This window comes from Azospirillum sp. TSO5, from assembly GCF_003116065.1.
GTDB lineage: Bacteria > Pseudomonadota > Alphaproteobacteria > Azospirillales > Azospirillaceae > Azospirillum.
The window spans coordinates 136,943-161,832 of sequence record NZ_LGQY01000058.1; the positions used below are offsets into that span (position 1 = coordinate 136,943).

The following is a 24,890-nucleotide window of genomic DNA, read 5'->3' on the forward strand; positions in this document are numbered from 1 at the left end:
CGGGCCTGTGACATGACAACACTTGCGGCGATAATGGGGGTCTGACATTGCTATGTCAACAGTTACGGAGCGCGGGATGCCCATCGACAGGCGTCCGTATGCAGATAGTTAGAACACTGTTTTAGTGGCTCTAAAAAGCTTTAGCTTAGCCATTCCTCAGCGATTTGCCCGCATCATGATGGCATCCGAAACGCCAAGGGGCAGGTGGCGAGAAATGACGCAGATCGCAGCGAAGGGGGTTTGGAGTCTTCACCGCGTGCAGGGCCGCGTGGCGGCCAACGGCGGCGGCATGACGAGCCACGAGGGCACGCTCTACAAGTACATCGAGTTCAACGACCGGGCCTTCAACAACGTGCTTGTGACCTCGGAGTTCGAGCGCTTCGTCGAGCCGGGGCGCGAGGGCCTGTACTACATCGCCATCATGGACTTCGGGAAGGCCAAGGCGGCGTTCCTGACCGCCTACAAAGACGCCAAGAACGAGGAGGTCTACCCGGTCAGCCGGGCCGCGAAGAACCTGTCGCGGGCGCCCCTCTGGCTCGGCGTCGCCGCGCTGCTGGCGACCGTCTTCCTGATCTGGATTCTCATCGGCTTCGTCACGCTGTTCATCGGCGTCTGGCAGATCAACATCGTCCGCAAGCTCCGCTCCGGGGCCGCGGCGATGGAGGAGGCCGTCCGTGCCGATCTCGCTCTCATGCGGCAGTCCGTCAACCTGTCCGGCGGCACTGCCGCGGTCCCGGCCGTCGTCCCCGCCGGCTAACTGCCGGAAGGCGGCACTGGGGTCAGAGGAAGGGGGCGGTTCTCCGCCCCCTTTCCGCGTTCCCGTCTACAACCTGAGACCGGAGGCCCGTTTGGCGGTTGGGGGCGCGGACGGAACGGGGGCAGCCGCCCCGCCCGTCATCGCTCCAAGGCCCAAGGCCCACATCCGAGTCGCTTGCGCTTTACTGGCGATCGAAATCGCCGCCTTGCTGGCGGTCAGGACCGCCCCTGCGGTGGCGGACACGTCCGCCACCCTGCCGGAGGCGAGCAGCGGGCGACCGGCCCCGTAGCCGTCCTCGACCGCATCCAAGCGCCGCCGCCGCTTCACCTCCACGGCGTAGGGCGTCTCGCGCTCGAACCCGCCTTCGCTGACGCGTGTCGGGCAGGCCCATCCGGACTGGAGGTCCGACGCCGCCTTCACACACCGCAGGAAGTCTTCCGGCCCTCCGCCGAGCTCGACTCCGGGGTGCCCCAGGGTGTCTCCGTCCAGCCGCCAGGCGGACGGGACGGCCGTCTCGCTGGCGAGGACGGCAAACCCGCAGGCGTGTCCGTTCCGTCGGAACCACGCCTCGTCGGCGGCCACAGGGTCGTCGTGGGCGAGGCAGAGTTCGCCGTCGGCGGCCCGCAGTCCTGACCCCGTCGGCACGAGGCGGCGCACGATTCCGTCCGGGCAGGCGTCGAGGTGCCCGGCGTCACCGACCGCAGCCTCCGGCAACGATCGCCCGACCTCGGCCACGGCGGACCGGAGGGCCTGCCGCAGGGCGGGCAACCTCGCGTCCCCTTCCTTCAGCCCGCCGGCGTTGACCCACTTGGCTCCCGCTCGGAGGTCATCCGGGACGAGCAGGAAGCCGCCGAGGGCGAGATGCGGGGCGACGGACACCCCGCCGTAGGACCGCTTGTTGAATCCGTCGGGTATGTGCCGCTTCGGCGGGGCGACGGGCCTGCCCCTGGCCCCGTGTCCGTCCGACCGCGCCAGCAAAGGGCAAACCTTGAACGTGACCGTTTTGGTCGCCTCCGGGGCGAACCGCAGCCGCCCTTCGATGAATCCGGACACCAGCCGCGTCACCGCGGCGGATGCCGAGCGGAGGTAGGCTTCGCGTTCGGCCCCGCCATCCGGCAGCTTCCGGACGGACGTCCAGTTCGGGAGCGAGCGGTCGAGGTCGGTCAGGGCGATCACGGGAATGCGACGGTCGGGGTTCCGCAGCAGCCCCTGCGGGGTCCGCTCCGGATCGCGGTCGGGCACGATCCAGACAACGCGGAAGCGGCTCCACAGATCCTCGCTGGCCGACTCCGCGTCCAAGGAGTCCCAGCCCCACCGGGGCCTCACCCCCTGCTCGGCCAACGCCGCCAGCAGCCCGGCGCGGTCGAAGCCGTAGCGGGCCAGGTCGGCGTCGGAGAACGGAGCGGTGCGGGCGTGCAGCCTTCCCTCCTCGGAATCCTGCCAGTCGGCGACGCGGCGGCAGGTCCGCAGGAAGGTCGCCCGGTCCCCCTGGGCGGCGACCTGAATCTCGAAGGCCACCGTCATCGGCCGGGAGCGGCGTTCACCGGCGAGGGAGTAGGACACATCGCCGCGCACGACGCAGTCGTTACGGGCCTCGGCCCGGGGATCGCCGTCGCCGAGGGCGAGCTCGGTCGATCCTGACCAGCCGAGGGCCTTCGCCGACTTCAGCGCGGACACCTTCAACGTCGCGTGCTCGCGGCTCTCTCCCATTTGCCGATCTCCATCCCGCTGGGCGCCGACGGGCGCACACACCGGATTCTCCGGCGCTGGACAAAGGACGTCAAATCGGATGGCTCCCGCTTGGCTCCCACATCGTGCGATATGCGAAGCCCGCAGGGTGGCTGCTTTGGAACCCACGCCGTGCGTGTCACGAATCCCACACGGAGACCTTATGCCGTCCGTTGGGCTCCGTGCGGGCTTCCGGAGGCCACCCGCTTCGAGGTAAGGTCTCGCCGAATTTTTGGCCCGGTGGGGTGGATTGCCGGGAAGGCAGGGGGACATCGAATGATCATCACTTGCGGTGGCATCAAGGGCGGAAGCGGGAAGACAACCGTTTCGTCCAACATCGCCGTCATGCTCGCGCTCCGCGGTTTCCAAGTGCTCTACGTCGATGCGGACGAGCAGCAGACGGCACTCGACTTCTCGATGGCCCGCGAAGCCCTCGGGGTCGAGCCGAAGATCACGACGGTCGCCCTGCACGACACCGCCGTGCGCAGCGAGGTCCGCAAGATGCAGGACCGTTACGACCACGTCGTCATCGACACCGGCGGCCGCGACACGACCTCGCAGCGTGCGGCGCTGACGATCTCCGACATCCTGCTGGCGCCCTTCGTGCCCGGCTCGTTCGACATCTGGACCGCCGAGAAGCTCGACAAGCTGGTGGCCGAGTGCGGGGCCGTGAACGAGCGGTTGGCCGCCTACAGCTTCTTGAACCGGGCCGATCACCAGGGTTCCGACAACGCCGACGCGGCGGAGATTCTGTCCGAGATGACGAACGTGACCTTCTGGCCGGAAATCCGGCTCGGCGTGCGCAAGGCGTTCCGCACCGCCGGGGGGAAGGGGCTGGCCGTCATCGAATGGAAGGGCGAGAACCGTAAGGGCGACGAGAAGGCCGAGGCAGAGGTGAAGGCCCTGTTCGGAGCAGTGATGACAGCCGGTGGTCTGTCGGTTGAGACGACGGAGGCCGCGTGATGGCTGTCACCCGTAAGCCCAAGCCCGTGGCGACTGAACCCGCGGCAGACGACAAGGTGGAGCAGTTCATCCGCGGAGGCGGTGCCCCCGCCATCGTGCCGCCCACTGAGCAGCCGGAGCCTGAGGGCAATGGTGGGGATGCAGAAGGCGAGCGTGCGAAGCGGCTGGACACCCGCACGACCCCGCGCTTCTCGCTCCGCCTTGACCGCGACCTTCTCGACGAGATCGAAGAGATCCTGGAGGACGCGAAGGTGACTATCGGGATGCCGCGGCATGTCCGGCTGACGAAGTCCGACTTCGTCGAGTGGGCGATCCGCGAGGCGATCGACCGGGTGCGCAGCGAAAAGAACGGGAAGCCCGCTGCTTGACCCGAAGGGCTTCGTGTCTCATCCGACGCTCCGCAGGATACCTGCGAAGCTGGGAGCCATCGCAGAGGCAGACGCCCCTGCGTGTGCCATGCCTTGCACGGCAGAGCCGCACCAGGCTCTGTCGATGCCACGCAGACGAGCTGCGAAGCTGCTTGTCATGGCAGAGCCTGCGGCACCGCGTGCCGTGGGCATGCCTGTCAGGCAGAGCCTACCAGGCTGTGCCATGACAAGCAGGCTCTGTCATGACCTAACGGGCGTTCGACGGAGGCGATGGCTTCTCCGTCCGCCCCGAAGAGCAAAAATCGGCCCCGCAGTGGCATCCGCTTCCCATTCCGGCGGACGGATCCCATGGTGGGCGATGCCCGTCCGACGCTCCCAAATTTGGTATTAGCTGTTATTTGAAGAGTCTATTTGTATGTGCCAGTAAAGGGCAGGGGGCGACTCGGATTTCGCCACCAAAGGGCAAGCGAACGCCACCAAAGGGCAAAGGCTCCCGCCAGTAGAAGGCAGGGGGCAAGTGGTTCTATGGAAAACGCCAGTAAAAGGCTGGGGACGGTCCGCTGGGGCCAGCCCGTCCGACCAGAGGGAAGGGACGGTGGCCCGCTTCCATGGGGCGGTCGAGAGCGCCAGCAACGCGGTGGACGTGTCCGCCACCGCCAGTAAAGCGCAACCGACTCGCCGGATTCACAGGGGATTCCCTCCGTCCGTTTGCCTTTTTCTGGCGATCAGACCGCCGCTCCGATGGCGTCTTCGCCGCCCCCTGCGGCGGCGCCTGGAAAGGGGAAGGGCGGACGGACACCCATTGCAGGTCGGATGGAGCGGCAGGGTGCGGGCATGCCCGCCACCGTAGGGGCGGTCTTGACCGCCAGTAAGGCGGCGGCCCCGGCCGCCAGGAAAGCGCAAACCGCTGGACGGCCTCCGCTTCACCCGGGCCGTGCGGAGGGCGGAACGATTCCATTTCGTGGAGTTCGGGGACGGATTCGGGGATTCCTGGGCGGCGGGAACGACATCGGGGTGGCGGCGATGGCGCCAGTAAAGGGCAAATCCGCCTCGGACATGTCCTGTGACCCCCGCCCGACTCCCGTAGGAATCAAAGCGTTAAGCCTCCGGCCGGGGTGCCATCGGAGAGGCGGTGACATCGCCAGTAAAAGGCAAATAGCCAAGTCATTGATCTCGCGCCAGAATGTGCCAGTTTTCTAGCGGGTGAACGGTGGAGGTCCAGGTCGATGTCGAAGTCGGTGCCGGCACGGGCGGATTCGATGCGGCGGAGCAACGAGGAGCTCGCCCGGGTCGGACAGATTCACCAGCTCGTCCGCGCCCACGGCCGCGACGTGGCCCGCGACATGGTCACGTCGGACGAGAAGGCGTTGGTGGACAGGGTACACGCCTTCCTCGCCGACGAGGAATCCTCCATCGGCATCACATACAGCGGCTTCTGCATCCTCTCGTTCCCGCACCGCAAGCTCAAGAGCGACGACGAGGTCTGGGTCCGCTCGACCGGGCCGTTCTCGCTGCTGATCGAGCCGGGCGCGGTCGCCAAGGGCCGCAAGGTCGTCCGCCTCGGCGTGCCCTACGGCTCCCGCGCCCGGCTCATCATGCTGTATCTCCAGACGCAGGCCCTGCGCACCCGCTCGCCGGAGGTGGAGATCGGCTCCAGCATGCACGACTGGCTGGACCGCATGGGCGTGCCGATCGGCGGGACCAGCTACAAAGACGTGCGCGAGCAGGCCGCCCGCATCTCTCGGTGCAAGCTGTCGTTCCAGTGGTCTGGGGAGAACGAGGACGGCGTTAAGTGGTCGGGCTTCGAGAACGACAGCATCGTCAAGGGCGGCATGTCGTTCCAGATCGACCACGACAAGGACCCCCGCCAGCCGCGGCTGTGGGAGGACACGGTCCGTCTGTCGGAGTCGTTCTACAAGGCGCTGGAGGCCCATCCCGTCCCGGTCTGGGAACCCGCGCTGCGCCAGATCTCGAACCAGTCCGCCGCCATCGACGTCTACATCTGGCTGGCCTACCGCCTGCGCGTGATCGACAAGCCGAAGACGATCTCGTGGGCCGACCTCTGGCAGCAGTTCGGGCCGAACTACAGCCGCCTCCGCGCCTTCCGAGAGAACTTCCTGACGACCCTGAAGGACGTGCTCGCGGTCTACCCCGAGGCCAAGGTCGAGGCGACGGAGCAGGGCCTCAAGCTGTTCCGCAGCCCGCCCGCCGTGCCCGAGCGCAAGGTCGTCCCAGTCCTCCTGCCCGGCGCCTCCGCGCGGTGAAGGAACCTGGAGGCGGATTTCCGGAGATTCGCTCCGCCGTCCAGGTTCCGTCCGATCGGCGGGTTCAGTTGACGGGCCCGTCCGAGGGCTGGCTCTCAATCCACTCCCGGGCCAGACGGCCCGCCTCGACGAGCTTGCGTTTCGTTTCGGGGGCGACCCCGGCCAGCGCCGGGTGGTCCCGCTCCGCCTTCCCGGACAGGAGGTCCGACTCCCCGACGATGGAGATCAGACGTTCCGCCCGGCGGGCGGTGTCCGCCGACCAATACGGCTCCTTGCCTTTCGTCTCGATCAGCCACGCCTTCATGCCGGCGCGGTCAAAGCCCTCGGCGGTTTCCGTCCGCTTCGCGCGGGTCCCCGTCCGCCCGCGGGGGAAGACGGGGTCTTTCGGGGGTTCCGGCTCGCCGACCAGCCACCACGGGTAATACGCTCCGGTGCCCACAGCCTTCTCCATCATCGTTCGCCCTCCGTTCACACGTTGGCCGCGGCCCGGAGGCCGTCGCGGGTGAGCGAGAGGACGGTGTGCGACATGATCGGCGGCTTGCCGCACTTCAGCCGGGCGCGGTTGAGGGCCACCGGCTCGGGCACGGTCTCGGACACGGTTCCGGAGCGGAGGATGACCGCCATCGCCCAGCGGAAGAAGTCCATCGGACCGGCCAAGCCCTTCTGATGCGGCAGGACGGTGACGATGCCCGCCAGACGCTGCCCATCGGGCTGTACCATGCCGTCCTCAGACCACAGCGCGAGCGTGAGGTTGACGTCCGGCCAGCGACGCGGGTTTTCGCACAGCAAGAATGCGCGACCGTTGGCCGAGGTCGAGCCGTCAAGCTCCCAGTCGAGTCCGCCCGCCCGCTCGGCCACCCGGCACGGGGCCTCGAACAGGATCGACGGCAGCAGGGGGAGGGCGGGGGGCAGACGGGAGCTGCCGTCGGTGCTGGGGTCGAACGCGCGGAGCACGACGGACGGGATCACGAAGCGCTCGGCGGCCATGGCGTCGATCATGAAGTTGATTGCGGCCTCCGTGTCGTCGCTCTCGACATGGCTGTCGAGCGCGGACATCAGGCTTTCGGCGAGATCGTGCAGACGGGACGCAAAGTGCATGTCAGTCTCCAAGCTGGAATAGTCCGCAGACCCTCGCCGGATTCCGTCCGTCCCCTGTCCCGGGCAGGCGTCATTGGCCAAGGCCCAAAGCCCCTCGGGTCATGGAACTGCCCAACAGGCCGTTCCTTGTCCCGCCGCCTCCGTGACGGACGGACGCCGTCCCGTTACTTGACAAAATACGCATATCGTGTTATGTATAAGTCAAAGATCGGGGGAGGGCATCATGCGAGCGATAGGAATCATCGGGAAGATCGGCAACTTCGGCCTTGCGGCGGCTCTCTGCCTGCTCCTCTACCCGCTGCTGGTCATCGTGGCGGCGGGGCTGCTGCGCTCCGCCGGGGTGCAGGTCGAGTACGGCGACTTCCTGCCGCCGATGCGGAGCGACCGTCCGCTCACCCCCGACGAGGTCCGCATCGCCTCGCTCCGCGCGATCGAGAAGGAGTCCATCGCCCTTTTCACGAGGGGGACGGGCATCCGGGTGGCGGTCGTCGGAACCCTGGGTCAGCACAGCTCGATGTTCATCGACCGCGACGCCTTTGAGACCGGCGCCGGCTACCCCCGCAAGAACACCGGCTACGCCGTTCTGCGGCCCGCCGAGGCCCGCAGCCCTGCCTGCGAGATCGTCACCGGGAATCCGCTGATCCCGGTCGAGCGGGTGATGACCGCCGGCGGCGCGGTGGTGACCCGCCTGTCCGCCTACCCCGACAACGACCGCTTCGACCGCATGATCGTCTGGCGCAACCTCGCCCAGTGCCACGACTTCAGAGACGTGGGCCGTGAAAGGGCTCCGCGCATCGACCGGGAGATGACGGCCGACGTCTACTACGGGCTGGTGCTGCTGGCCACCGACGCCGATCCCGTCCTCACCCTGCGTCGGCACATCGCCTGGCGGACCTCCATGGGCTACATGGGCTACCGCCTGCCCGGCGAGGGCGGAAAGCCGTCCCGCGCGGTGGTGGACGCCGCGCACTTCACGACCCCGGCCCTCGACCGCCTCCTCGCCGACTACCGGGCGAAGCGGATCGACCCCCGCTCGATGTCCTTCGACGACATGCTGGCCTACTCCCGCAAGGTGTCCGCCGAGGTCGTCGCCGCCTGGTTTCCCCGCGACGTCAAGGAGGCGGCCCCGCTGCACGAGCAGGACTACCGCTACCAGTACCTGGCCGAGTTCTACCACAAGCGTATCCTCGCCGGGACGCTGTAGCGATCGAAAGGCGGTCGCGGCGTTGCCGAGGCCGCCTAGGTAATTATTTGATTTATAACGGTTTATACGGAATACAGCCCTGCTAAACCATTCTGTAGAAACGCCTATAAGGCATTGAATTATGCCGGTTTCTACGGAAAAATAGCGAGACGCACTTACCCGTAGAAACGAGGCGACGCGATGCCCGAGCTGATCCCGATGACCGCGAACCAGCGTCGCATGCTCGTTGACACGCGGCAGGTGTGGGACGCGTGGCGGGCCGCTTGGCGACGCCGGGCCGGGTACGCGGGCAGCCTGTCGTGGAAGGAGGAGAAGGGGTCGGACTATCTGGTGAAGGTGTTCGACGACCCCGGCACCAAGGTCCGCAAGATGCGGAGCCTCGGGCCGCGTTCGCCCGAGACGGAGCGGACCTACGAGGAGTTCCGGGCGGGGAAGGAGGAGGCCAAGGAGCGGCTGGAGTCCCTGTCGCGCAGGCTGTCCGAGCAGGCCCGGCTGAACCGGGCGGTCGATCTCGGCCGCGTCCCGACCATCGCCTCGAAGATCCTCCGGCGGCTCGACCGCGAGGGGCTGCTCGGGCACAACGTCTATGTCGCCGGGACGAACGCGATCTACGCCTACGAAGCGGCGGCCGGGGTCTTCGTGCGGACGGACCTGCTGGCGACCGGCGACCTCGACATCCTGATGGAGGCGCGGGCGAAGCTGCGGCTGACGGTGACCGGCGAGGAGCCCGCCAGCGTCATCGACGTCCTGCGCTCGGTTGACCGCAGCTTCAAAAAGGCGGGCGAGGCATCTTTCAGGGCCGTCAACCGCGACGGCTACTACGTCGATCTCATCAAGGCCGCGGCGAACCCGCCCTGGCGGGACGAGAGGGAAGGGTTCGGCGAGGGCGACCTGCTGGCCTCCTCGATCGTGAACATGAAGTGGGTGGCGAACGCGCCGAAGTTCGAGGCGGTCGCCGTCGGCGAGGACGGGCAGCCGGTGCCGATGGCGTGCCCCGACCCGCGGGCCTTCGCCCTCTACAAGCTCTGGCTGGGGACGAAGGACGACGGCCGCGACCCGGTGAAGCGTGCCCGCGACGTCGAGCAGGCCCACACCGTGGCCGCCATCGTGACGCAGCACCTGCCGCAGCTCCCGTTCGAGCCGGAGCACCTGAAGTGCTTCCCGAAGCCCGTCGTCGATTTCGCGTCCGAAGGCGACGACCCGTTCTTCAAGCCGTTCTGAACAGATCAGCTTTTCCCAAAGCAACGGGGAACGCGTTTGCCAGTGATGTCATAAACTACTCAACCTCTTTCCACCATGCATCCATATCCATTTGCGTCGCTGCTTCATCAAGATCTGATCGTCCTGACACCTTCCGATATGCACGCAACATCAGAGGCGATGCTTCAGGATGGTCAGTGGCATGGATCATGTGATACATGGTCCGACCGCCGCGGATGCGGCTATGGATCGCGTAAGGGTGAACGTACTTATAGCCCAGCTCTTGCTTGAAACGTGCGACTAGCAAATTGGCCCTTGCGATGCTGTCCATTCCCTGCAATTCGCGCCAGTCGGACTTTCCCCACCACCGATCCAGCTTAGCTGCTGTCTCGGGCCTCTTCACGGCAGCGATAGAGCGATCAAGCCATCCGGTTGCAAGGAAATAGAATATCTCGATCTTCGTAGCCTCTGGATCGAGTGAAGGTTTGAAGGAAGCAAGCCTTTCCACCGTTTCCCACGCACATTCAAACGTACGCTGGTCCAATAAGGCAAAAGTCGCTTTCTTCGCTGTGATATCCCCAGAGGAGAGAATATCAGAGACAGTGACATTGAAGTCGCCAGCAACCACTTTTATGCGGCGGCCCTTAAACTGATTCGCGGCTGCAATTTCATTTAAAAGTGTAACGCCGTGCGGGTCGATGTCACAGAGCCAGAAACGTGTGATCCACTTCGGATCGTTCTCCAGCACCAATCGAGCAGAGCAGATTTCAGACATATTCCGCCGCTGTGGGGCGGCGAATCCATCAATGTAGGCTCCGTGTTTTGTAACGTATGTAAAGTGTCTAATGTATTCTCTAATGAGATTGGCTTTCTCCTCGGACCACACTGGGTGTTTTAATGACTTAAAACTCTTTTCTTCTATCCTAGGAAATCTCGGTAAATCTAATAAGCTAAATAACATAGGATCATTCATCATGCCGTCCTCGCCCGTGGTAGACCGTCCCAAATCGTGCCGTCTAAGGTGCGCCCAGCTACCTTCTTGCCGAGCCTCAGCATTGTCGTCCCGTCTTCGGCTAGAGCCGACCTGACCTTGGCCAAGCTGATGCCTTGACCGGGAGCCCAGTCTCCCCACTGTTTGAAGTGGAAGCTGACGTCTGCCGCCATACACTGGTTCATGAGATCGCGGAACCAGCTTGGACTTGACGGACGAGCCTTCGGGCCGCTTTCGCCGCCCGTGATGACCCAGTCGATAGTGCTGATCCAATTGCCGAGGTCGAGTGGACCCAGAAGCGGCTCGGCCGAGATGAACCGAACTGCGGCAGGAATCTCGGCGAGCTTGGGCAGGCGCTCGTCGGCCCACGTCTGGTTCTCGACCGTCGTCCCGAGCCAGACATTCTCAGGCCATTTTTCCTTCCAAGGCGCCAGAGCGCTCACCATCTCAGGTCGCTTGGTGAGCAGCAACCAATCAAGATTCGGCGTCCCTTCGATCAGACTCCACAGGCGATCCCGTGCGGTGTCGAGATCGCGTCGGTCCTCGAACACGTCTGCCATTGAGGCGCAGAACACACGCGGACGGATTTCAGCCCCGGCTGCATCGGCATTCCATTTTAATGGTTCCGACCAATGCTTATCACCGAAGAAGCGTCGTTCAGCATTCACTCCCCAGATGTCGTGCCCGGTTCGTTTTGCCCAGGATTCGGCGTAACAGTGCTTGCAGGCCGGTGAAACCTTGAGGCATCCCCACCAAGGATTGAATGTATGGGTCGTCCACTCGATCTTACTGTTCTTCGCCAACGCCGTACCCCTCCTAAACGCCTACAGCGTAAAGGAGAATCGGTTCGTTTTCATCTGCTATGTCTCCGATCGAAGCTCTTGTCATGACTGAGGCGTCACCATGGGGTCGATGAAGGTCCGCTAATACCGCCCAAGTTACGGTAGCTGCGCGACGCCCCCGGCTCGATGTCCGGGTCCCCAATCTTTGCTCCAAGGACATCGTTGATGCCAGCAAACAGCCGTTGATTCCGCTCATCTCAGGATTCCGGGACTACCAGCCGTGATGCATCATGTGCTGTGGCTCCAACAGCCGCTCGTATTCCACATCGAGGTACGCATCCACCGCTTCGACATCGAGACCGCCGGCCTTGTACCAAGCCCGCAGCTCCTTCAGCGCCAGGGTGCCGAAACGTGCCCAGCCGATGAGGTTGGACCGAAGCATGAACTGGATCATGTCGCCCCCGGACCGGAGGGCGGCGTCGGCGCCATCGACGACACACAGCGTTCCGTGCCCGACGAGGAGCATTCTGCGAAGCTCGGGGTTGGCAGCCGAAGGCACGCACTCCGTCCAGGGCCTGTCGTCATGGAACCGCTGCTTGAATGTCCACATCACCCGGATGAGAAGCTCGGTCACGAAAACAGGTATGGCCAAGGCCATGCCGTGCCGAAAATCGTAGCCCTTCTCGAACACCTGGACGGCGATCTTGGCGAAGGTCTGCTTATGCTGCCCGAACTCGCCGATGTTGATGAACTGCAACAGAGAGAAGAAGGGGATGGGGATTCCCGAGCCTCGCCCTTGGGCGCCGGACGAGCCGGCGACGTCGGAGACCAAGTGCCCGAACCAGTTCACGAAGCCAGCGAAGACCTTCGACACGAAATCGGAACCCTTCAGCTCGAAGCCGCTGCCGCTTGTATCGACGGAGATGATCTTCCCACCGTCAACGAAGTGTGCCGTGTTCGTGAACTGGTCGAGAATGGAGAAGAACAGGCCGACGAGATCAGGTGAGTGAGCCAAGCTTTTGATGTGATGGTTCTTGGTGCTCATATCGAACAAGCCACCGACGTCCCCGCCATGTCGATGGTCGTAGTTCACCTTGAAGTTTCTCTCCAGGAACGCAATGGCGCTTGCCATCGGGTCTTTGCCCTCGCGAGGTCCTTTCCAGCCGCAGACCCGCGCGAACTTCTGAACGAAGCCGTCGGTGACGTCGTCCGTGAACTTGGTCAACGTCCCCTGTCCGGGGAGCCCGACGAAGAAGACGTCGATGAGCCCGCCGACGAACCCGCAGGTGCCGGCGATCATGTAGTCGAATTTGTCGCAGTTCGCGTTCTTGAGCGAGAACTCGTCCCTGATCCTCTTCTCAAGGGCGATCCGCTGGGTTGGGCTGAGGAGGCTGCCAAAGGGGTCTTCGGAGAGCGTCAGGCCGTTCCGGTCCGCATACCCCTGGACCTTGGCGAAGTACGACGCCCAGTCGTCGCCCACTTCGATGTCGATGAAGTCCAAGGAGGGGATCGGCGCCGAGCGGACCTCGACCTCCACTTCCTCGACGACCAGAACTAGGTCGCCTGCCTCGGCCACTCCTCCCGGAGCGATGAACCCGCCCTCCAGCATCTCCTCGGCCAGCGCACACAAGGCATCCAGGTCGTCCTGGTTGTTGCGGAGGCGGGACTCGATGCCGTCGAGCGCGGCATTCGCCGTGCCGAGGATTCCCTCGGCCTTGTTGAGCTGGTCCCGCTGCATCAGCAGGGCGTTGCCCTGATCGATTAGCTCCGCGCTCATGAGAGCAGCCCGGCGAGCTTTTCCTTGGCCTTGAGCGTCATGTCCACGGCGGAGCCCTTGAGGACGTCGCCGACGTTGAAGTAGCCGATGGCCTCGAACGCCTTTGCAAGATTTTCGAGGCTCTTGGTGTCGCAGTCCGGTTTGAGGGTCAGCCTGCTCACCTCGGAGCGGGTTCCGTCCTTCTCGACGACTTCCGTCCGCTCTTCGTAGAATCCGCTGATGTAATCGTACAGCGGCAACTTGGTCGGCTCGCGCGTCAGAGCGTGCAGCGTGTTCTGATTGAGGTGTTGGGCGCACCTGATCCGGGTGGCGCTGTTCTGAGCGGTATCCGCTTTCCGGGTGAGGATGTCGCCCGCGGAGCTCATCTGCCTCATCAGGTTCATCAGCTTCCTGATCTGAGCTTCCTGGCGGTCGGTGGCGGCGAGAGTCTCGTTCAGGCGGCCTACGATGAAGTTGATGTCCTGCACCAGCAGGGCGATGGTGCCCTGGGTCTGCTTGATGACCTCGTTCAGCATCAACTCGCGGCGTTTCGACCTTGTGACTTCGTTGACGCCCGTCAGCTTGCGGACACCGGCATAGGCGCCGACGCCGAGCAGAACGGCGACGCCGATCCCCGTCGCCATGCTCGACAAGCCGAGGAGCCCGCCCATTCCCAGGGTTGCGAGGCCGGATGTGATACCGGCCGCCGACATGCCGACCACGGAACCCGAGATGTAGACGGCGGCCAGGGGGGTTCCCACGGCGGCGGCCTTGGCCGACAGAAGCTTCATCGCCGCGACCAAGTGGTCGTCGGTGAACTCCGACTTCAGCATTTTGAAGTCGTTCTCGATCGCCATCATGACGAGTTCGATCTCGCCGTCGGCGATGTCCAGCAGCTTCCGGTGCTCTTGGAAGAAGCCGAAGTCCGCGACCGACTTGCCGCCCGTGCTCAGGTGCGTGTTGATCAGATCCTTCGTCAGCGAGACGTGTAGGGTCTTGATTTGCCCGTCGGGGCATCCGGCGTGGAGGTCGGCGAGTATGCTCTCGAAGGGAGTCAGCCCATCCGCCGAGGACAGATAGGCCCTCAGCGTGAAGCGGGCGTCCGAGCTGAGGTTCAGCCGGGTCATCAGGAGCAGGATTTCGGCGAATTCCTTCTCGTCGATCGCGCCGTCATTCCAGTAGGCCATGTTGATGACGGCCTTGACGTACGCGATCTTGACGGCGTCGCTCATTTCCTCGACGGGTATGAGCTGCTTCGCCTCCTTGTACTCGTCGAAGTCGTCGATGCACGATTGGAGAATGGCGGCGAGCCGCTCGTAGTCGCAGTCGATGAAATCTTTCAAAGCGACGGTGTCGCCGCCATTCAGGGCGATTTCGACCGCCTCGACGATCTTGTCGTTCTTCTTTCCGGTTGCGGTCCGCGAGTGTTTGACGGAATCGACGTCGGCAAAGGGCACGCTGATCGGTGAGCCGAACGCAGGGCGGAAAATGAACCGCTCGCCGGTGAAGAGAATTCCGTCCTTCCCGCTGCCCAGGAGAGTGTTGTCATAAATAGCGACGACGGTGTCAATGCTTCCCGAAAAACCGAAGGCCTTGACGGCGTTGTTCAGCTTCCCCTCCGGGATGTTCGGCGCGACTGACACCCTTTTGGCCGATACCCCGCCGATGTTGTTGCGAAGGTAGGTGTTTATGTCGGCCACTCTGCCCCTTGAGGCTTTCGGCGTGCGGGTCCTGTGTGGGCGGTTGCGAAGGTATTCGTTAATGTTGGTCACTATGCCACCCATCGGCGATCATTCGTTGGATGAGGGGGCTTCCCAGAACATCCCGGCTCAGCATACCCCTTCGGAGACGACGCCAGAAGGGGTATCCTGCTCGGTGTGGGTGGATTGGCGCGTCCATTACACGCGTGTAACTTGCTTTATCTCCCGGCGGGAAACGTATCCGCCATGGTACAAACATCTATGGTGCCGCGGCATCGGCGCCGAACGACACCAGGTCGATGGCCGCCTCCAGGAAGGCGAGCACGTTTAGTCCCACCAGCCATCCCCGCTGCCGCTCGCGGCCGGTGAGCTCGACGATGCCGTCCATCGACCACACCCCCTCGTCGCGAGGGGCGCTGCCGTTGTCGTAGACCGGACGGAAATCGTCGGCGTGAATGATCTTGTTGCAGCTCTCGCGAATCCCCAGCTCCCCGTCGCCTTCGTGGAAGCTTCCGAACGGCCCCTGCTCGCCGTCGATCTTCCGCCTGTGGTCAAGGTAGCCGGGCGTTTCCCTGCACTGATCGTCGAACGTCCGGACAAGGACGGCCAGCTTCAGCAGGCTGCGGGAAAGCTGAGCTTCGGCACTCCTGTGGTGCAAAGCGGCGAGGTTCGGGAACTCCCACGCGGGATCCTCGTCGTCGTCATCGACCCACAGCGCCGGCATGGAGCCGCTGGCCAACACGACGTGCAGGCAATCGAGGCAGAGGTTCCGGATTTCGTCGCGGTCAACGACGTGCGGCTTGTCGAGCTCGTGCCAGTACGGGTTCTCGGTGGGATGCCTCGGTTCGTCCATCGCTCGTCTCCGCCTGCGGGGTGAACGCCGACACTATCGGGGCAGGGCGGCCCTGTTTGCAAATCGTCCGGGGGGCCGACCCCCATCGTCGGAGAGCAGAGGGCGGGGGCGGTGGTCGGCGTTCGTCGGGGGGCTGCACGGTGGGCGGATCGTTCGCGATGCGGATGGGGTCTTTGATGCTTAGCTCCGTTAAGTCTGAAAACCGTCCTTTTCAGATTCAAAACCGGCGGTTATGCTCAAGCCGGGTTTTTCGCCGAAATCGGAGGAGGGGGCGGCGATGGGGATTCACGGACCGATCCGGACGGACTGCGGCGGGCTCATCCAATGCCCCGCACGGCAGAGCCGTCCGAGGCTCTGTCGATGACCGGACGCGAGCTCGTCGCCACGGACGACATCGACGGCGCCCTCGTCGGGCTGGAGGCGACCGTCGAAGCCGCCCGGGCCTACGCGGAATCCGCCGACGCGCCCGGGACGAGGAGGGTGTACGGCACAGCGTGGCGCCAATTCATCCAGTGGTGCGGACTGCGCGGGCTGGACTCCCTGCCGGCGACCGGGACCACCCTGGCCTTTTGGCTGTCCGACCTTGCGAAGGCGGGGATGAAGCCGAAAACGCTGCACGTGAAGGCGGCCGCCGTGCGTTGGGCGCACATGTCGGCCCGCGACCCGGACGGAAAACCGCTGCCGAACCCAACCGACACCCCGGAGGTCCGCCTGGTCATGCGGGGAATCCTGCGCGACGCGGCGACGCGCGGCATCCGCCGTGAGCCGGCCGACCCCATCACCGCCGAGCTGCTCCGTCTGCTCGTCCACCCGATCGACCGCAAGAGCTCCGTCCGCGGACGCCGGGACGCGGCGATCATCCTGCTCGGCTTCGGCTCCGCGATGAGAAGAAGCGAGCTGGCGGCGATGGAGTTCGGCGACCTGGAATACGTCGAACGCGGCGTGCTGGTGCGGATCCGGCGCTCGAAGGGCGATCAATTCGGTGAGGGGCAGGCCGTGGCCGTGCTCCGCGCCCGCGACCAGAATCTTTGCCCGGTGGCGGCGTTGGAGGCATGGCTGCGGATCATGAAAGCCGAAGGATCCGAGGGCGGCCGGGTCTTCCGCGAGATCACGAAAGCCGACCGGATTCTTCCGGACAGCGACGGGCTCACGCCGGAGAGCATCAGCCGCATCGTGCAGAAGCGGGCCGACCTCGCCGGCGTGGAGGGACGGATTTCAGCCCATTCGCTCCGGGCGGGCTTCGTCACCACGGCACTGATCCGCGGCAAGCCGCTGGCCAAGGTCAAGGATCACGCCCGGCACAAGGCCGTGGCCACGACATTGGAGTATTTCCGCGATATGGAGCTGTTCGAAGGCCATCCCGGCGAGGGGCTCCTGTAGCCTGCCCCGCACTGCGGTTGCAACCGCTCTTCCCGCTGACTACGCTATCGATCAATTCATGGCTTCGTGCCGCGATTTTGGTTGCCGGAGACGACGATGTTGCAGTTTGAGTCCGGTTGGCGATTTGCAAGCCCCGGCCCTGCGCCACGGGCGGTGGTGAACGCATTTTACAGCTTCATCGAGAAAATTGCGTCGCAGGGTGATGGTTGGGGGATTGCTGAGCGTTTCAAATCCCAGTTCGGCGGTGGAAGCTGTAGCAGCAATGAAAGCTGGGCCTGGTCGGACCTCAACGATTGCATGCAGCGGGCGGCGGAGAACGCACCGCTGTTCATCGAAGCCTTCTATGACGGCTGCGTGGCCTGCGCGAACGAAGCGATCGCGGTGCCCGACCTCCCCCTCGTCAACCGGGTGCTGATGGAGCACGACGCCGGATACGAAATCCGTCCGCCCCTTCTGGTCGCCACCCGCTCTTATACGGCCATCGCCGTGCCGCAGAAGACGCCGTCGTTGGCCGAGCAGGCACGCCTGCTCATAGAGGAGAGCCTCGCCGCATCCGAACGGCTCATGGACGAGGGACAGGGGCGCCGCGCCGTCCAGGAAATCCTGTGGCTCCTGGAGACGATCGCGACCGCCTTCCGGGGCACGGGGCCGGAAGACGCGACCGTCCAGGGCAAATATTTTGTCACGATCGTCAAGGAGATGAAGGCGCACGGGCGAGGCAAGGCCCAAGAGCAGATACTGAATTGGATGACGACGTTGCACGGGTATCTGTCTTCACCGACGGGCGGAGGCGTCCGCCATGGAGTCGATCTGAAGTCCGGCATCGCGATCCAGACGCATGAGGCCCGTCTGTACTGCAACCTGATCCGCAGCTACATCACCTACATGATCGAAGAGCACGAGCATCGCACGTCACCTTCTAAGGATTGACCCGGACACCTATTTCCGCTGTTGGCCTCTCGCCGAAGGAGTTGCCCATGTCTGCCCGCCGTCCTGTCACGACCAATCTTCCCGGGGTGACCCAACTTCACCCAACGATCAACGCCGCGAGCGGAACAGGCAGCTTCGTGGACAAAGAGGGAAGCGTCCGCACTTTCGCGTACGGATGTGATTTCCAAGGAGCAGACCCCTTTCTTACGATCGCGGTCGAGGATGCGACATTCTCGACCTTCAAACCCTGGCCTGCGCCCCATGAGAAGACATGGTCAGCGAGCGGCATTGACGTTCACCACCGGGGCAAAGGCATAGCAAAGAACATCTATGCTGCCGCCCGCGACATCTTGGCCCCACACGGCATCAGCATCGCTCCGTCCGACAACCTCTTCGACGACGGAATGAAGCTCTGGAAAAGCCTCGATCCGGCGATCGAGATGGAGGAGCAGCCCGACAGGCCGACATATTATCGTCCGAAGCTATAGATGGCGTGGAGTCGGCATGCATGCCGGGTACGGAGACCGGACCGATTCCGTGCCTCATGGACGCCTGTGATCGCCCCCGAGGGGCGGAACGTAGGGGGCGGTCGGCGAAGTTCACGCAACGGGTACTTCGTCAACCGCCTGTCCGTTGATGTTACCGCCCTCCGCGCCGTCTGTTCGTGTTTAGCTCGCGCGAGCCAAGCTAATTCGCTCCAATCGGCCGGCGATCAGATTGGCCAACTCCTCGGCTCCTTGGTCGTCCGTCCGCACGATGTCCCATCCATACTTCTCGGCAGCGGCAACAAACCGCCGAGTCACCTCCTGATGCTCGTCGAAGCTGGAAACCACCTTGCTGTCCAGCCCCCGACTCCTGGCTATCGCACGCCCCCAGGAAGTCGCCGGCTCGCATGTCACGGCGAAAACGATGTCGGGAACAAGAACCCCGGCGGACAGGTTGGCCTCGATGACCTCTATGGGATCGAGGAAGCGCCTGAAGACGGTATCGGACGGATACCAGCGGTCCAGGAGGACGATGTCGGCGTCCACCTCGACCAGCAGATTCTGCGAGATCCAGAGGCGGGCTTCGAGCAGGGCTTGGGCGATGGCCTGATCGGCCTGCTGACCGGGGCTGCGTCGGAACTCGGCGTAGAGTTCCTCAAGACGCCGGGAAATGGCGGCCGGCACGACCTCCTTCTCCACGATGGTCCGCACTTTGAGGCCGGACGCGTCCAAGGATGGCCCAAGCAACCCGATCAGCGTTGATTTGCCCACCGATTTGGGGCCGTCGAATGTGGCGATGATACGATTTCCGACCATTTCATGCTCTCCGCATCGGCTGGTTGTCCAAAGACGCTTCCCGGTAGATCGTCAATCCCAGGCAGCCCACGCTGTGGGCCGTCCGAATCCAATCAAGGATTTGCTCTTCCGTGGTGGTCGAGGGGCAGTTGATCGTCTTCGTGATGCCGCAGTCGATATGCCTCTGGAAGGCCGCCTGAACCGCGATATGCTGCTCGCCTGGCACATCCAACGCCGACGGCATGAGATCGGCCAGTTCATCTCCGGCCACTTCGCGTAGAGAGGCGCCGGCCAGCAAACGGGCTTCCGCGCGATCCCGGTCGATACCGTGCATAGCCAGCATGGACATGACAATGGGATCGACCAAGCGGACGGTCTCGCCGATCACCGTCTGCGAAAGCACGGGCGAGAACATCGGTTCTATCCCGCCAGTCGTCCCAGCGATCAGCGCCAGCGTCGCTGTGCCGGCGATGGCCACGAGCCCGGCGTTGCGGCGACGATTCCCATGTCCCGGCCGCCACGACGGATAGGGGCCGAATTTTTCCGCCAGCCGTTCGGACTCCGCCTGCACCGCCGACATCAGCAATCCGGCGATCCGCTCGGCGAACGCCACGCTCTCGGGACTCCCGTACCGGATGCCGCACAGGATCAGGGCATGGGCGAAACCCATGACGCCAACCCCGATCTTCCTAGTGGCCAGCGTGTTCCGGCGGATGGTGCCGCTGCCGTGGCATTGGCAATCATGGATGCCGTCGAGGAAGCGGGTGGCGAGTTGGGCCTGCCGAACGAAGGCTTCCTCGTCGAACTTGGCGAAGCCCGCCCCGTTGAACCGGCAGAACCGAACGAGGTTTAGGGAGGCGAGGGGCGCGGATTCGTCCACCGCCAGAGGAGCCTCGCCGCAGACGTTGGCAGCGAACGGGGAGACTTCCTCAAGCGCGATCTTGTTCAATCGCCCTGGAAACAGCACCCCAGGCTGGCCGGACTGGTGGATGGACACCGCCACGGCTCGCAGACGCCGCATGGCTTCGGCGTCATTGTCGAGTGCAGCCATGAAGCCGTCGTCGATGGCGACGTTCATGTTGGTTACCGACAGCTTGCCGGCTATCGACAGAAATGCGCCGATGTCGCCGTCGATCGGCATCGTCACCGCATTGGAGGCCGGGCGCGGTCGTCCCATCTGATGGGCAACAGTGTCCTGGTCGATCATCTGGATCAGGCTTGTCAGCGACTCCTCGCGCCCAGACACGGCATAGCCGACGCCGCCCATGCCGTCATGGATGAAGCGAAACAGGGGCAGCACCTCACCCATCGGCCGGCGGATATCGACGGCAAAGCAGGCGAAGACCCGCTCCTTCGCCTCGCCGGCGTTCACCAACAGCGGGCTATTCGGCAGAAGGCTGCAATTCATCAGCGCGGCGCCAAATTCCCCTAGATACTGCTCAGCGTCGTCTTCGTCGCGTCCATCTTCGGCCCGACGGGCCAAATTGACGACGCGGTCGGCGAGGGCGGCCCAGCCTTCGCCCTTATGCTTGTGGAGGATGCGGTCCTCCAAGCATTTTGCAAACGGGCTTTCGCCTAGCGTAAAGCCGATCCCATTGTGCATGTTCACCCCCTGATGCGCATCGGGCCAGCTTTAGGCCAGACACGCTGAAGTGGAAAAGATATCCGCTAATTAGATTAATGTCTCGTGGCCTTGTAGACCGTCACGAGCGTTCCTCCGGCCATGATCGCCTTGATCCGCGATAGGCGCTCGATCTGCTGAGGGGGGAATCCCTCCCATTTGAGGCGTCCCAACACCTTTCGGGACAGCATCCATTCCTCGCAGCCGCCTCCCGCCTGTTCGATCAGGTCTGCATAATCCAGGAAGACGGCTAAATCAGTTGCGGCCACGCCTCGTTGCTGAACTCTCTGCGAAGAATGACGGGTGTGCTTGAATTCATAAGGAGACGCACGACTGATATCCACATGAATATCTTGCATCATTCATCATCCTTCTCGAAGAATACAACAAGGAGTTTCTAGTAACTTCATAGACAGTACAGACGCATTCCTTCGCCCCCATTGCTAGCAGGGCAGATTGCCTCCTGATTAGTTTTTTAGGCACATCGAATAGGTTGATGGCTCGAAGGAACTCCTCTTGGACATCGAACCTATCCGCTGGATTGCGGTGGACCACAGGATGGCAGGGCAGCGTCGATCCGTAAACACATATTTTTTGAAACCGACACTTTTTTCATACCGACAGAATATCGTGCCCGACGTTGACGGATGACGGCGCGAGGGCTCATATTCCGTCCGCTGACTGGAGGCCTGTTGTGGAACCGAGGGATTTGATCGTAAGCCTGGGGCGTGCACCCCACGACGTTCGACTCGCTGACGAAGTGGAGCAGCACTTGGCTGACTTCCTTGTCTCGGCCATCGCTCGCAGCTCTATCCCTGGCGATCCGCTTTCAGGAGAGTTGGAGGCTGTGCTCAAGGCAGTGGAGAACCTGGACGCTGGCAAGGTGCTTACGTCTGCGAGGAACCGGATCGCAGAGATCGGCGGGACCGGCGCCCTTACACGCCTAAGCAAACTGCTCGGCGTCGAAACCGGACGGTTTTCGAACTGGATGACCTCGGGCAAGGCACCTAACTGGGTCGCCGCAATGCTGCTTCTGATGGCCCTATACGCCACTCCTCAGGAAGCCGACGATGGCGACGATATCTCCAGGGACGATGAGGCCGAACAGCAGGCGCAAGATGATTCGCTCAAGTCAGTCGGGTCAGCAGGCTCGGCTGCCGCCGGCATTACCTCGGGGTTAGCTGTTGCTGGAGCTCTTGCGGGACCAGTAGGGTGGCTGGCATTAGGAGCATTTCCGCTAATCACTGAATTGATACGCACAAAAAAGTCTTCGAGGGATGCCCTTCGTAATGGCAGTCCGCTGAAGACTATTATGCAGATTGATGTTATTGAGCCATCGATCCTTGGTCAGTATCTGAACAATGAAAAAATCGTTCCGCCTGTCATCACCGATCAGGCCCGGATCGTTTTTATTGGCGACTCTCCAGGCAAATGGGAAATGCTGTCACGACGCCCATTTTCTGGAAATGCCTCCTCAATTCTTAGAGATATGATTGAGCTCTACTGCGACGACAACAACATTGAGCGGGATCGTATTGGATACACCAACATTTTTCTTTCGCCGCCAGATGGTGGCTCCATATCTGGATACTTCGACAGAAAAAGCAAAGAAACAGAATTCATTCAGAAATCCACGCAATACGGTTATGTGAAAAAGGAAAATGTCTGGAGCCTCGCTATCAATGCCAAATTCTTCAAAGACGCCAAGCCTGCGGTGATCGTACCTCTAGGATCAGTCGCACTATGGGGTGTGCTTGGTCGCTCCGATATCGCGAACATGCGCGGAAGCACTGAAGATTATGACTTCGGGAGCTTCAAGACGACTGTCGCTCCCACGCTCCACCCCGCCTACGTCATTCGTGATCGACGCCGTGAAGCAGACTTCATTCACGACATCAGGCAGGCGCTCGACATTGCGTTCCATTGCACCGGAGGCAAGTCAGGGAATCAGAAAGACGCGTGACGGCGGGCGTAGCTGGGGGCGGAGAGGGCTCAATTGTCGTTCAGCCCGGCGGGTGCATAGGTGCCGAGCCGGATCTTCCACGAGGTCTCCAGCTTCACGATGTCCTCACGCGGCATGTCCGGAGACGTGCGCTGGAGGATCGAGAAGACGAAGGTGTCCGGGCAGCGGTCGAGCAGCAGGCGGTTGCCGCCGTGCCCCGTCTTCGCGTAGTCCCGCCAGCGGCCGAGGAGGTTCTCGGCGCCGGCCGCCGAGCCGACGTAGCCCCGCCCGTCCGAAGTGTCGCGGATATAATAGATGCCCCGCCATTCCGACAGAGCGGCGCACCAGCGCCTCGGCAGGACGGAAAGCTCCGCCCACGTCACGAGCAGTTCCGTCCAGTCCGGCATCGCCGGTTCGAGGGCGCTGTCCTCAAGGATGGCCAGCACCGGCATCTTGTTCTGATGTGCCCGGCGCCACCACGACCGCTCCGGCGGCGGCCAGCCGACGATCAGCTTGCCGCGCCACTCCTGGTGGAATTCCAGCAGCCGCAGGTCGAATTTCAAGATGCTCTGCCGCGGATCGGTCTCCGCGAGGCCGTCCATGCCATAGCTGCGGAGTTCCGCGTATCCCGGGATGGACCAGAAATCGGCACGGGGGTAGGGCGTGGGCTCGTTGATTGAATAGAGCCCGACGAACAAGGCGCGGCCGGGGCCGTGGGCGATGAAGGAGGCGACGTACGGCAGCTTGCTCATCGACACCTCCAGCACCGGCCCCTGGCAGCTCTGATAGGCATCGAAAAGGTCGGTGCGCTGGGCGGCGAGCCACGGCAGCACGCGGGCCAGTTTCGGCTCCTTCGGCCGATGCCGCAGCACGAGGGTCTGTTCGGGGTCAACGTCCCCGGCCGTGAGCAGGTCGTTCAAGAACATGGGCGCTTTGCCCGATGGGCTGTGAAGGACTGCGTCACGGGTTCCTCGACCCACCTGGGGGCGTGGCTTCTCACAATTCTCCCGGATTGACCGGCGTCATTTGCAGGAGGTTGTCTTTGGCGTTGTCTCGCCGCTGAATCAAACCCAGCAGCTTATTCTGCTCCTCCAGACTGAGATTCCCTGATTTTCCGGCTCTGTAGATTTCGAGATGAAACAAATACCACTCGCTGTAGGCGTCAGCAAATTCAGCCAACGCTTCGCGGTGCCCCTTTGACTTGGCGATGATCTCGACAACATCGTTCAATGGCAATGGGTCATCTTTGGAAATGATGCCGAGAGAGATGGATGTGCGATAGATAGCCCAAGCGATAATATTACGTAGATCTTCTTCGGTAAAATACATGATGATCCTACTCCATCTCCATCCGTCACACGCATCAGCTTACACCAAGCTTCATCGGTCGGCGTATACGGCGAGCGGCGCCCCCTGCGCGAAGGCGGCGCTGCCGTCCTCAGCATAGACCTTCAGCATTCCGACGACGCGCACCCGAGCCTTTTTCTCGTCCAGCGCGGACAGCTTCTCCAGGTCGGCGTCGGAGAAATCCCACACATAGGACAAGGTGACCCGCGCGTGTCCGCTGACGAGATCATATCGGCCGCCGGCGGCGTCATGCCCGAACTCGATGGCGCCGACGACCGACACGGGGAACGTCCGCCCCGGCGGAACCTGCATTTCTGATTGCGCCGGCCGCACGAGCAGGGGCTGCCCGGCAGGCGGACTGGGGGTGGCATCTTGCGTCAGCGACGCCGCCAGGACGAGGCGCCGCGTCTCGTACTCCTCGGCGAGGCATTGTGCGCTGGGGCACTTGTTGCGCCGGGCGATCCACCCCCGCTGCTCCTTTTTGACGAAGTCCGCGATGAGCGCGACGGCGACTGCTTGCTTGTAGACGGCGCTGAGTTCCTCGTCGGCTTTGCTGAGGCTCGGGGTCTTGCAGACCAATTTTTCGACGTTCGTCGCAGCCTTCGCGCAGTCGAAGCTTGCCGCCTGTGCCTCAACATGAGTGAACGGCATCACCGCGACGAGAAGAAGCAGGACGGAGAATTTCGTTTTCATTTTTGATTTCTCCAAGGCCGTCGCCAAGCGGCG

At 63.2% G+C, this 24,890-nt stretch carries 24 protein-coding genes; 10 read left to right on the top strand and 14 right to left on the bottom strand.

The window, feature by feature from the left end; translation table 11 throughout:
- Nucleotides 1-214: 214 nt before the first annotated feature.
- The gene (locus tag TSO5_RS16510; RefSeq protein ID WP_146203775.1) at nucleotides 215-757 is read left to right on the top strand and encodes a hypothetical protein; all 543 of its coding nucleotides are present in this window, start codon (nucleotides 215-217) and stop codon (nucleotides 755-757) included.
- A gap of 66 nt (nucleotides 758-823) precedes the next feature.
- Here the strand turns inward: TSO5_RS16510 and TSO5_RS16515 are convergent, their stop codons facing one another.
- Nucleotides 824-2,467, bottom strand: a complete 1,644-nt coding sequence (locus TSO5_RS16515) for a hypothetical protein (RefSeq protein WP_109152571.1) — start codon at nucleotides 2,465-2,467, stop codon at nucleotides 824-826.
- Between the two features lie 294 nt (nucleotides 2,468-2,761).
- Between TSO5_RS16515 and TSO5_RS16520 the strand changes: the two genes are divergently transcribed.
- From TSO5_RS16520 to TSO5_RS16530, 3 genes are all read left to right on the top strand, one after another.
- On the top strand, nucleotides 2,762-3,448 hold the full coding sequence (locus TSO5_RS16520; RefSeq protein ID WP_109152572.1) for an AAA family ATPase: 687 nt from the start codon (nucleotides 2,762-2,764) through the stop codon (nucleotides 3,446-3,448).
- Nucleotides 3,448-3,816, top strand: coding sequence for a hypothetical protein (locus tag TSO5_RS16525; protein WP_109152573.1), 369 nt, complete (start codon nucleotides 3,448-3,450; stop codon nucleotides 3,814-3,816). Before TSO5_RS16520 ends, TSO5_RS16525 begins: the two co-directional genes overlap by 1 nt.
- A gap of 1,226 nt (nucleotides 3,817-5,042) precedes the next feature.
- Nucleotides 5,043-6,080, top strand: a complete 1,038-nt coding sequence (locus TSO5_RS16530) for a replication protein RepA (protein WP_247870786.1) — start codon at nucleotides 5,043-5,045, stop codon at nucleotides 6,078-6,080.
- 64 nt (nucleotides 6,081-6,144) lie between these two features.
- Here the strand turns inward: TSO5_RS16530 and TSO5_RS16535 are convergent, their stop codons facing one another.
- Nucleotides 6,145-6,534, bottom strand: a complete 390-nt coding sequence (locus TSO5_RS16535; protein WP_109152574.1) for a hypothetical protein — start codon at nucleotides 6,532-6,534, stop codon at nucleotides 6,145-6,147.
- A 14-nt stretch (nucleotides 6,535-6,548) separates the two neighbouring features.
- Nucleotides 6,549-7,178 (bottom strand): hypothetical protein, encoded by a 630-nt coding sequence (locus tag TSO5_RS16540; RefSeq protein ID WP_109152575.1) that lies wholly within the window; start codon nucleotides 7,176-7,178, stop codon nucleotides 6,549-6,551.
- A 223-nt stretch (nucleotides 7,179-7,401) separates the two neighbouring features.
- Here TSO5_RS16540 and TSO5_RS16545 point away from each other — a divergent pair, with 223 nt between their 5' ends.
- A complete protein-coding gene (locus TSO5_RS16545; protein WP_109152576.1) occupies nucleotides 7,402-8,382 on the top strand; it encodes a hypothetical protein in 981 nt (326 codons plus the stop codon).
- Between the two features lie 180 nt (nucleotides 8,383-8,562).
- Complete coding sequence (locus TSO5_RS16550) at nucleotides 8,563-9,603, top strand: nucleotidyltransferase domain-containing protein (RefSeq protein ID WP_109152577.1); 1,041 nt, start codon at nucleotides 8,563-8,565, stop codon at nucleotides 9,601-9,603.
- 55 nt (nucleotides 9,604-9,658) lie between these two features.
- Here TSO5_RS16550 and tcmP read toward each other — a convergent pair whose 3' ends face one another.
- From tcmP to TSO5_RS16575, 5 genes are all read right to left on the bottom strand, one after another.
- Entirely contained in the window at nucleotides 9,659-10,558 is a 900-nt protein-coding gene (tcmP, locus tag TSO5_RS16555) for a three-Cys-motif partner protein TcmP (protein ID WP_109152578.1), read from the bottom strand.
- Nucleotides 10,555-11,376: a phage Gp37/Gp68 family protein gene (locus tag TSO5_RS16560; RefSeq protein ID WP_109152579.1), complete on the bottom strand. Its 822-nt coding sequence runs from the start codon at nucleotides 11,374-11,376 to the stop codon at nucleotides 10,555-10,557. The genes tcmP and TSO5_RS16560 overlap by 4 nt, the downstream gene beginning before the upstream one ends.
- A gap of 250 nt (nucleotides 11,377-11,626) precedes the next feature.
- Complete coding sequence (locus tag TSO5_RS16565) at nucleotides 11,627-13,132, bottom strand: hypothetical protein (RefSeq protein ID WP_109152580.1); 1,506 nt, start codon at nucleotides 13,130-13,132, stop codon at nucleotides 11,627-11,629.
- Complete coding sequence (locus TSO5_RS16570) at nucleotides 13,129-14,811, bottom strand: hypothetical protein (protein WP_109152581.1); 1,683 nt, start codon at nucleotides 14,809-14,811, stop codon at nucleotides 13,129-13,131. Before TSO5_RS16570 ends, TSO5_RS16565 begins: the two co-directional genes overlap by 4 nt.
- A 259-nt stretch (nucleotides 14,812-15,070) precedes the next feature.
- On the bottom strand, nucleotides 15,071-15,664 hold the full coding sequence (locus tag TSO5_RS16575; RefSeq protein ID WP_109152582.1) for a hypothetical protein: 594 nt from the start codon (nucleotides 15,662-15,664) through the stop codon (nucleotides 15,071-15,073).
- Between the two features lie 360 nt (nucleotides 15,665-16,024).
- On the opposite strand from TSO5_RS16575, the gene TSO5_RS16580 reads away from it, so the two are divergent.
- The 3 genes from TSO5_RS16580 to TSO5_RS16590 all read left to right on the top strand — a co-directional run bounded on the left by TSO5_RS16580 (nucleotide 16,025) and on the right by TSO5_RS16590 (nucleotide 18,462).
- A complete protein-coding gene (locus tag TSO5_RS16580) occupies nucleotides 16,025-17,044 on the top strand; it encodes a site-specific integrase (RefSeq protein WP_146203776.1) in 1,020 nt (339 codons plus the stop codon).
- A 96-nt stretch (nucleotides 17,045-17,140) separates the two neighbouring features.
- Entirely contained in the window at nucleotides 17,141-17,974 is an 834-nt protein-coding gene (locus tag TSO5_RS16585) for a hypothetical protein (RefSeq protein WP_109152584.1), read from the top strand.
- A 47-nt stretch (nucleotides 17,975-18,021) separates the two neighbouring features.
- Entirely contained in the window at nucleotides 18,022-18,462 is a 441-nt protein-coding gene (locus TSO5_RS16590) for a hypothetical protein (RefSeq protein WP_146203777.1), read from the top strand.
- Between the two features lie 180 nt (nucleotides 18,463-18,642).
- On the opposite strand, the gene TSO5_RS16595 is transcribed toward TSO5_RS16590, so the two are convergent.
- From TSO5_RS16595 to TSO5_RS16605, 3 genes are all read right to left on the bottom strand, one after another.
- Nucleotides 18,643-19,275 (bottom strand): hypothetical protein, encoded by a 633-nt coding sequence (locus TSO5_RS16595; protein WP_109152586.1) that lies wholly within the window; start codon nucleotides 19,273-19,275, stop codon nucleotides 18,643-18,645.
- Nucleotide 19,276: 1 nt separating this feature from the next.
- Entirely contained in the window at nucleotides 19,277-20,857 is a 1,581-nt protein-coding gene (locus TSO5_RS16600) for a hypothetical protein (protein WP_109152587.1), read from the bottom strand.
- 74 nt (nucleotides 20,858-20,931) lie between these two features.
- A complete protein-coding gene (locus TSO5_RS16605; RefSeq protein WP_109152588.1) occupies nucleotides 20,932-21,237 on the bottom strand; it encodes a hypothetical protein in 306 nt (101 codons plus the stop codon).
- Nucleotides 21,238-21,647: 410 nt separating this feature from the next.
- Between TSO5_RS16605 and TSO5_RS16610 the strand changes: the two genes are divergently transcribed.
- Nucleotides 21,648-22,838 carry a uracil-DNA glycosylase family protein gene (locus TSO5_RS16610; RefSeq protein WP_146203778.1) on the top strand — a complete coding sequence of 397 codons (1,191 nt, stop codon included), beginning with the start codon at nucleotides 21,648-21,650 and terminating at the stop codon, nucleotides 22,836-22,838.
- A 29-nt stretch (nucleotides 22,839-22,867) separates the two neighbouring features.
- Here TSO5_RS16610 and TSO5_RS16615 read toward each other — a convergent pair whose 3' ends face one another.
- The 3 genes from TSO5_RS16615 to TSO5_RS16625 form a co-directional block, all read right to left on the bottom strand.
- Nucleotides 22,868-23,737, bottom strand: a complete 870-nt coding sequence (locus tag TSO5_RS16615; protein ID WP_199230915.1) for a GIY-YIG nuclease family protein — start codon at nucleotides 23,735-23,737, stop codon at nucleotides 22,868-22,870.
- 76 nt (nucleotides 23,738-23,813) lie between these two features.
- Nucleotides 23,814-24,146 (bottom strand): hypothetical protein, encoded by a 333-nt coding sequence (locus tag TSO5_RS16620; RefSeq protein WP_109152591.1) that lies wholly within the window; start codon nucleotides 24,144-24,146, stop codon nucleotides 23,814-23,816.
- 51 nt (nucleotides 24,147-24,197) lie between these two features.
- Entirely contained in the window at nucleotides 24,198-24,857 is a 660-nt protein-coding gene (locus TSO5_RS16625; protein ID WP_109152592.1) for a lysozyme inhibitor LprI family protein, read from the bottom strand.
- Nucleotides 24,858-24,890 lie beyond the last annotated feature (33 nt).

Coding starts and splice junctions, on each gene's coding strand:
- TSO5_RS16510 (WP_146203775.1), top strand. CDS start 215: ATGACGCAGATCGCAGCGAAGGGGGTTTGGAGTCTTCACCGCGTGCAG.
- TSO5_RS16515 (WP_109152571.1), bottom strand. CDS start 2,467: ATGGGAGAGAGCCGCGAGCACGCGACGTTGAAGGTGTCCGCGCTGAAG.
- TSO5_RS16520 (WP_109152572.1), top strand. CDS start 2,762: ATGATCATCACTTGCGGTGGCATCAAGGGCGGAAGCGGGAAGACAACC.
- TSO5_RS16525 (WP_109152573.1), top strand. CDS start 3,448: ATGGCTGTCACCCGTAAGCCCAAGCCCGTGGCGACTGAACCCGCGGCA.
- TSO5_RS16530 (WP_247870786.1), top strand. CDS start 5,043: ATGTCGAAGTCGGTGCCGGCACGGGCGGATTCGATGCGGCGGAGCAAC.
- TSO5_RS16535 (WP_109152574.1), bottom strand. CDS start 6,534: ATGATGGAGAAGGCTGTGGGCACCGGAGCGTATTACCCGTGGTGGCTG.
- TSO5_RS16540 (WP_109152575.1), bottom strand. CDS start 7,178: ATGCACTTTGCGTCCCGTCTGCACGATCTCGCCGAAAGCCTGATGTCC.
- TSO5_RS16545 (WP_109152576.1), top strand. CDS start 7,402: ATGCGAGCGATAGGAATCATCGGGAAGATCGGCAACTTCGGCCTTGCG.
- TSO5_RS16550 (WP_109152577.1), top strand. CDS start 8,563: ATGCCCGAGCTGATCCCGATGACCGCGAACCAGCGTCGCATGCTCGTT.
- tcmP (WP_109152578.1), bottom strand. CDS start 10,558: ATGATGAATGATCCTATGTTATTTAGCTTATTAGATTTACCGAGATTT.
- TSO5_RS16565 (WP_109152580.1), bottom strand. CDS start 13,132: ATGAGCGCGGAGCTAATCGATCAGGGCAACGCCCTGCTGATGCAGCGG.
- TSO5_RS16575 (WP_109152582.1), bottom strand. CDS start 15,664: ATGGACGAACCGAGGCATCCCACCGAGAACCCGTACTGGCACGAGCTC.
- TSO5_RS16580 (WP_146203776.1), top strand. CDS start 16,025: ATGACCGGACGCGAGCTCGTCGCCACGGACGACATCGACGGCGCCCTC.
- TSO5_RS16585 (WP_109152584.1), top strand. CDS start 17,141: ATGTTGCAGTTTGAGTCCGGTTGGCGATTTGCAAGCCCCGGCCCTGCG.
- TSO5_RS16590 (WP_146203777.1), top strand. CDS start 18,022: ATGTCTGCCCGCCGTCCTGTCACGACCAATCTTCCCGGGGTGACCCAA.
- TSO5_RS16595 (WP_109152586.1), bottom strand. CDS start 19,275: ATGGTCGGAAATCGTATCATCGCCACATTCGACGGCCCCAAATCGGTG.
- TSO5_RS16600 (WP_109152587.1), bottom strand. CDS start 20,857: ATGCACAATGGGATCGGCTTTACGCTAGGCGAAAGCCCGTTTGCAAAA.
- TSO5_RS16605 (WP_109152588.1), bottom strand. CDS start 21,237: ATGATGCAAGATATTCATGTGGATATCAGTCGTGCGTCTCCTTATGAA.
- TSO5_RS16620 (WP_109152591.1), bottom strand. CDS start 24,146: ATGTATTTTACCGAAGAAGATCTACGTAATATTATCGCTTGGGCTATC.
- TSO5_RS16625 (WP_109152592.1), bottom strand. CDS start 24,857: ATGAAAACGAAATTCTCCGTCCTGCTTCTTCTCGTCGCGGTGATGCCG.